The sequence below is a fragment of the Streptomyces ossamyceticus genome (assembly GCF_001418475.1).
GTDB classification, from domain to species: Bacteria; Actinomycetota; Actinomycetes; order Streptomycetales; family Streptomycetaceae; genus Streptomyces; species Streptomyces ossamyceticus.
The window spans coordinates 1-6,282 of record NZ_LIQX01000507.1 but is presented as its reverse complement, the minus strand read 5'-3'; the positions used below and the strand labels follow the sequence as shown (position 1 = coordinate 6,282).

Genomic DNA, 6,282 nt, shown 5'->3' with positions numbered 1-6,282 from the left:
GCAGACGGGCGGCGCGGCAGCCACCGTCACGCAGACGGGCGGCGCGGCAGCCACCGTCACGGACGCCGGGGCGTAGTCAGCCGCACCCCTGGCCGCCGGGCGTCGGGAGGCGCTCGCTGGTCACTCCGTCGAGGGCAGCTCACCCACGGGGACGGTGGGGGCCGTGCCGCGCGGGCAGCGCCACACGGCCTTGCCCCTCTCGACGGCGGCGTCCAGCGGATGCGTGTCCGGATGCGCCGGGCAACGCGGCCACACCGCGGGCTCCCCTGCCGCCCACAGCGCCTCCACCGCCCAGCCCTGCACCTGGTCCGCGACCTCGGCCGTCAACACCCCCGGCCGCCCGTCCGGGTCGGCCCACACCCCGTGGCCCGACCCGTCCGGCGCGTAGAGCACCACACCGGGGCCGTCCTCGTCCTCCCGCACCCTGGGTCGCACGGAACACTGCGCGCGCAGATCCCGCAGCACGACGGCCAGCGCCTCGCTGAACTCGGCTTCCGTACGGCTCACGAGTCGGACACCCTTCCCAGGAGTACCACCACCACGGCTCAGGTCAGCGTAGTGATGATCACGACCGTGGTCGCCATCGTCGCGGCGGTGAGCGCGGCCGAGGTCGCGGCGGCCGTCTCCGCCATGCGGCGCAGCGCGGGGTCGGCCCAATGGCGTTCGGCGATCTCCGTCATGCGCCGCTCGACCGCCGCGGACTGCTCCTTACCCAGGTCGGGAAAGGCCAGTTCCCGCAGCTCGGCGTGGTGGAGCAGGGTGATCAGGGCGGCGGTGCGGTGATCGGGTTCCCGTCCCTCCAGGACGACGGCGGCGAGTCGCCCGCGCAGCGCGGCCTCCACCGTGCCGTCGACCTCCGGATGGACGGTGGTGCGGAAGACGAGGAGGAGCCGGCGCTTCTCCTCGCGGATCAGGCCCTTGTCCAGCAGACCCCGCAGGGCCTTCTCGTACTCCTCGTTCCGCTGGTCATTGATCCACTTCTCGGCGTCGTCCGGGAGCGCGGCGTCCTCGGGGCCGTCGGCAAGCACCCGTTCCAGCAGGGCCGCCGCCGCGATCGCGTACGGCGTCCGCAGCGGCAACTGCGCCTCACCCGTGGAGTCGTCCAGGGAAAGGAGGAGGATCTCCTCACCGAGGGTCGTGGGGACGGGACCGGAGGCAGAGGACGACATGGTCATGATCAGTAGGACGCGTCGAGCCCGTACAACAGTTCCTTCCGCTCGACCTGAGCTGCTGACCGCTCGCCACGGGTGTCCCTCCGCTCGCCCTCGGCGGCCGGGTCCAGTCCCAGCGCCCTGCGGGCCTCCCCCACATGGCGCAGGCCCTCGGACGCGGTGCGGACGACCGCCGCGTACTGGTCGGGCGTACGGGCAGCGGCCAGCCGCGCCCGTGCGATGCGGAGACGTTCGGCGGCGTCGGCCAGGGCCCGGGCCGCGGTGTCGTCGGCCCCGGCCTGCGCCCGTACGTCGATCCCGGCCAGGCCACCGCCGAGCCGGACCACCCAGCGGTTGGCGTCGGCCTCCGCGTCCAGGTCGGACGTCACTTCCCGCCCGTCGCCGCGGCGCCGCAGGGCGATGACCGCGACCACCGCCCCGAGGACCAGCAGCAGTGCGAGCAGCACAGCGAATTCCATGGCCTCCTCCACGTTCCGAGGTTCTCCGGCGCTTCTTGTCCCCTACGGGTTCCTCGCTCTCCGCGTCCATCACACCCGCGCCCGCTGTGCGCCTGCGTCGAGAAACCTGTGCGTCCCCTGATGACGTTCCCAGCGTCCGGCCCACCGGCTGCGTACGGGCACGCCGAATGGCCCGGAACCCGAGGGAACGGGTGTCCGGGCCTCGCGCCGAGCCACGCGGTGAACGTGTCAGCCGTCGGTGCCGGTGTTCGTCGCGTCCGGGTCGACGCCGACGGTGATGGTGCCGGTGACGCCCTGGGCGATGTCGTTCTTCCGGTACTTCAGCTTGAGCAGGCCGCCCTGGGTGCCGCTGCCGTCGTAGATGGTGTCCTCGTCGAGGGTCGTGCGCTCGGTCGTCGAGGTGGAGTACGGCTCGACCTCGGCGGAGGCGAGCACGGCCTCCTCGTCGAAGAAGAACTGCCCGGTGTGGCAGGTGGTGCCGCCCTCGTAACCGGCTTCGGTCCACTCGCCGTTGACGTGCACCTTGGTGTGGACGTGCACGCAACGGCCCCGGTACCAGCCCGGGAAGACCGTCCTGAAGGTGACGAAGCCCTTCTTGTCGGTCTTCCACGTGCCCCGCAGATAGCGGGTGTCGCTGGTCGGCTCCTCGTGCCCGCCGCCCCCGCCGCCCCCGGACGGGGGTTCGCCGGACGGTGCGCCCGAGGGGGTGCCGGAGGGCGCGTCGGTGGGGGCGGTGCCGCCGCCCTCGGAGAAGCTCTCGTAGCCCGAGTAGAGGCCGAGCGCGTCGCAGTGCCAGATGTCGACGGCCGCGTTCCGGAGCGGCGCACAGCTCTCGGAGTCGATCACCTTGATCCGGAGGGTGAAGGGGATGCCCTCCTTGTCCTCGGTGATGTCCTGCCGGATCTTGTCGGCGTCGATGTAGTACGGGCCCTCGGTGGTCTCCGAAGTGAGCCGGTAGCACTCCTCACCGGCGCTCGCCGTCGTGGATCCGGCCGGGGTGGCCTTCGTCCCTCCGGTCGTGCCCGCGCTCGCGGTCGCGACGACGGCACCGCCCGCGGCCACCGCGGCGACGGCGCCGACCCCCGCGACCACGACCTTGCGGCGCGTCATGTCCTTCTTGTGTTTCGGGCCCCGGGACTCGGGGGCCATGTCGATTCCGTTCTGATTTCCCGTCATGGACGAGGAAAGTAGGGACGGACACTGTCAGCACCATGGGAAAGCGCTGTGGTTTTCCCCCTGTTCCCCTCCCCGGCGGACAGGAACCCCGTCAGGGAGCTGGGAGAGCGGCGCCTTCCCCCGCGCACGGCAAAGGGTCCTGAGATCGACGGACGATCTCAGGACCCTTTCGTTTCAAGCCTTCAGCACGCTTGCCCTCGGCACGCTTGCCCTCGGCAGGCTTGCCTCACGCGCTGCTCTACTTCGGCTGCGGCTTCCGCACCGACAGGTGCAGCTCGCGCAGCCGCGCCTCCTCCAGCTCCGTCGGCGCGCCCATCATCAGGTCCTGGGCGTTGCCGTTGAGCGGGAAGGCGATGGTCTCGCGGATGTTCGGCTCGTCGGCGAGGAGCATGACGATCCGGTCGACACCCGGGGCGATACCACCGTGCGGCGGTGCGCCGAAGCGGAACGCGCGCAGCATGCCCGCGAACTGCTCCTCGACCGTGTCACGGTCGTAGCCCGCGATCTCGAAGGCCTTGAGCATGATCTCGGGCTCGTGGTTCCGGATCGCGCCGGAGGACAGCTCGACGCCGTTGCAGACGATGTCGTACTGCCAGCCGAGGATGTCCAGCGGGTCCTGGGTCTCCAGGGCCTCCAGACCGCCCTGCGGCATCGAGAACGGGTTGTGCGAGAAGTCGATCTTCCCGGTCTCCTCGTCCTTCTCGTACATCGGGAAGTCGACGATCCAGCAGAACCGGAAGACGCCCTCCTCGAAGTGCCCGGCACGCTTGGCGGCTTCCACCCGCACCGCGCCCATGATCTTCGAGACCTCGTCGAACTCGCCCGCGCCGAAGAACACGGCGTGACCGGCGGCCAGCGACAGACGCTTGGTCAGCTCGGCCACGTTCTCCTCGGTGAGGAACTTCGCGATCGGGCCGGACAGCGCACCGTCCTCGCCGACGCGCACCCAGGCCAGGCCCTTCGCACCCTGCTCCACCGCGTAGTCGCCGAGCTGGTCGAAGAACTTCCGGGGCTGGCCGGAGACGTCCGGCACCGGCAGCGCACGCACGTGCTTGCCGGCGAACGCCTTGAACTCCGAGCTCGCGAAGATGTCGGTGATGTCGACCAGTTCCAACTGGGCGCGCAGGTCCGGCTTGTCGGAGCCGTACTTGAGCATCGCCTCACGGAACGGGATGCGCGGGAACGGGGAGGTGACGTGACGACCGTTGCCGAACTCCTCGAACAGCTCGGTCATGAGCTTCTCGATGGGCTGGAAGACGTCCTCCTGCTCCACGAAGCTCATCTCGACGTCGAGCTGGTAGAACTCGCCCGGCGAACGGTCCGCGCGCGCGTCCTCGTCACGGAAGCAGGGCGCGATCTGGAAGTACCGGTCGAAGCCCGAGATCATCAGCAGCTGCTTGAACTGCTGCGGAGCCTGGGGGAGCGCGTAGAACTTGCCCGGGTTGAGGCGCGAGGGCACGACGAAGTCGCGGGCGCCCTCGGGGGAGGTGGCGGACAGGATCGGCGTGGCCATCTCGTTGAAGCCGAGCGCCGTCATCTTGTGACGGATGGCGCTGATCACGGCCGTACGCAGCATGATGTTGCGGTGCATGCGCTCGCGGCGCAGGTCGAGGAAGCGGTACTCCAGGCGCCGCTCCTCGTTGACCCCGTCCTCGGCGTTGATGGTGAAGGGGAGCGGGGCGGCCGCGCCGAGCAGCTCGACCTCGCCGACCTCGACCTCGACCTCACCGGTGGGCAGGTCGGGGTTGACGTTCTCGGCGCCGCGGGAGACGACCTTGCCGTCGACGCGGACGGTCGACTCCTTGGAGATCTTGTCCAGGGCCTCGTACGCGGGGGTGCCCGGACGGGCGACGAGCTGCGTGATGCCGTAGTGGTCGCGCAGATCGATGAAGAGGATGCCGCCCAGGTCGCGCCGATTGTGCAGCCAGCCACTCAGCCGGACGTCGGTGCCGACGTCAGAGGCGCGGAGCTCGCCGCAGGTGTGGGACCTGTACCGATGCATCGTCGTTCATCCAGTCTTCGCTGATCGGGGATCTGGGACCGTGTCACACGGGTTCACCGTCCGTGTTTCACGTGAAACACAGCCAAGGGTACCGGGCACCCCAAGATCGCCTCCCCACCATTTACCGCCACCCGCGGGGGCAACCGCGTCCTACGGACACCCGGACACCGCTCTCTCCGCCGCGGACACCTTTTCCCGCATGGATACGCACCGTCACAGCCATAGCCAGGACCGCAAGCGGTTTCTGTCGATAACGTCAACCGCTGTCACCGCCGTCGCCGCCGATCGCGGTAACTGCCGGACACCGCTCGGTGCCCGGCACAGCTTCGGTGGCACGGTCCGATCAGCTGTTCTTAGAGTGGGTCAATGCGCACTGGTGAGCCCCCGCCCACCGTGGAGGACGTCCTGTCCGCCCTGGCGACGGGACTGTGGACCTGGGACAGCGCTGCCGGAACCGTCACCGTCGACGCCGAGGCAGCCCGGCTCCTGGGGCTGCCCCCGGAACCGACCACCCTCACCCAGGCCGGCGCGCGCTCGAGACTCCACCCCGTCGACTGGAACGAGATCGTCTCCGTCGTCCAGCTCGCCGTCGCGGAGGACACCCTCGCCGAGGTCCGGATCCGGGTCATGGACGAGCAGGGCCGGGTGATCCGCACCGTCCGCAGCCGCTCCAAGCCGACGCTGGATCCGCTGCGCAGATCGGTGGAGCTGATCGGCACCATCCAGGAGGTCACCGAACCCTCGCCGCAGACCGCGGCGCGCGCCCCGGCGGCCGTCACCGGCGACTGGCGGCGCTCCCGCGAGGCGTTCCTGCTGGACGCGGGGCGCGCACTGGCCGAGGCGCGCTCCACGGAGGAGGTGCTGCGGGTCGCGGCGGGCCTCGCGATGCCGGGCTTCTCCCCGGACGGGCTCGCCGTGTTCGGGGTGGAGGGCGACCGCCTCACCGTCATCGGACACCACGGGCACAACCACGGCGACGAGGGCCCGTTCACCCATATGCCGCTGGAGACGGACTACCCGGCAGCGGAGGTCGTCCGCACCGGCCGCGCCGTCTATCTCTCCTCCCCCGAGGACTACAAGTCCCGCTACCCCACCGCCTGGCCGCTCGCGGAACAGTTCAACCGCCGGTCCTGGGCCTTCCTGCCCCTGATCGTCGCCGGCCGCACCATGGGCGCGTGGATGGCCGGCTTCACCTACCCGGTCACCTTCACCCCCGACGAGCGCTCCGTCCTGACCACCGTGGCCCGGATGCTCGCCCAGGCGCTGTCCCGCGCGGGCGCCGCCGAGACCGAACGCGAACTGACCGACGGCCTCCAGCGCACCATGCTGCCCACGCTCGGCCCCGAGATCCCCGGCATGAGCGTCGCCGCGCGCTACGTCCCCACCGGCGGCGGACTCCAGGTCGGCGGCGACTGGTACGACATGATCGCCCTGCCCAGCGGCCGCTTCGCCCTCGTCATCGGCGACGTCCAGG

General features: G+C 70.5%; 6 protein-coding genes. 1 reads left to right on the top strand and 5 read right to left on the bottom strand.

All coding sequences use genetic code 11. The features are described from left to right. Positions 1-120: 120 nt before the first annotated feature. The 5 genes from AOK15_RS31230 to aspS all read right to left on the bottom strand — a co-directional run bounded on the left by AOK15_RS31230 (position 121) and on the right by aspS (position 4,808). Positions 121-507: a hypothetical protein gene (locus tag AOK15_RS31230; RefSeq protein WP_055521698.1), complete on the bottom strand. Its 387-nt coding sequence runs from the start codon at positions 505-507 to the stop codon at positions 121-123. 38 nt (positions 508-545) lie between these two features. Next, a complete protein-coding gene (locus AOK15_RS31225; RefSeq protein WP_055521697.1) occupies positions 546-1,175 on the bottom strand; it encodes a GOLPH3/VPS74 family protein in 630 nt (209 codons plus the stop codon). Positions 1,176-1,177: 2 nt separating this feature from the next. Then, entirely contained in the window at positions 1,178-1,630 is a 453-nt protein-coding gene (locus AOK15_RS31220) for a hypothetical protein (RefSeq protein WP_063799077.1), read from the bottom strand. Positions 1,631-1,858: 228 nt separating this feature from the next. Next, positions 1,859-2,806 carry an intradiol ring-cleavage dioxygenase gene (locus tag AOK15_RS31215; protein WP_055521696.1) on the bottom strand — a complete coding sequence of 316 codons (948 nt, stop codon included), beginning with the start codon at positions 2,804-2,806 and terminating at the stop codon, positions 1,859-1,861. Positions 2,807-3,044: 238 nt separating this feature from the next. Then, complete coding sequence (gene aspS / locus AOK15_RS31210) at positions 3,045-4,808, bottom strand: aspartate--tRNA ligase (protein ID WP_055521695.1); 1,764 nt, start codon at positions 4,806-4,808, stop codon at positions 3,045-3,047. A gap of 366 nt (positions 4,809-5,174) precedes the next feature. Here aspS and AOK15_RS31205 point away from each other — a divergent pair. Further along, positions 5,175-6,282 (top strand): GAF domain-containing protein (locus AOK15_RS31205; RefSeq protein ID WP_205632267.1); only part of this gene is annotated, 1,108 nt, incomplete at its 3' end.

Bases quoted from the DNA above. Each gene is read 5' to 3' on its own strand.
- AOK15_RS31225 (WP_055521697.1), bottom strand. From the start codon at position 1,175: ATGACCATGTCGTCCTCTGCCTCCGGTCCCGTCCCCACGACCCTCGGT.
- AOK15_RS31220 (WP_063799077.1), bottom strand. From the start codon at position 1,630: ATGGAATTCGCTGTGCTGCTCGCACTGCTGCTGGTCCTCGGGGCGGTG.
- AOK15_RS31215 (WP_055521696.1), bottom strand. From the start codon at position 2,806: ATGACGGGAAATCAGAACGGAATCGACATGGCCCCCGAGTCCCGGGGC.
- aspS (WP_055521695.1), bottom strand. From the start codon at position 4,808: ATGCATCGGTACAGGTCCCACACCTGCGGCGAGCTCCGCGCCTCTGAC.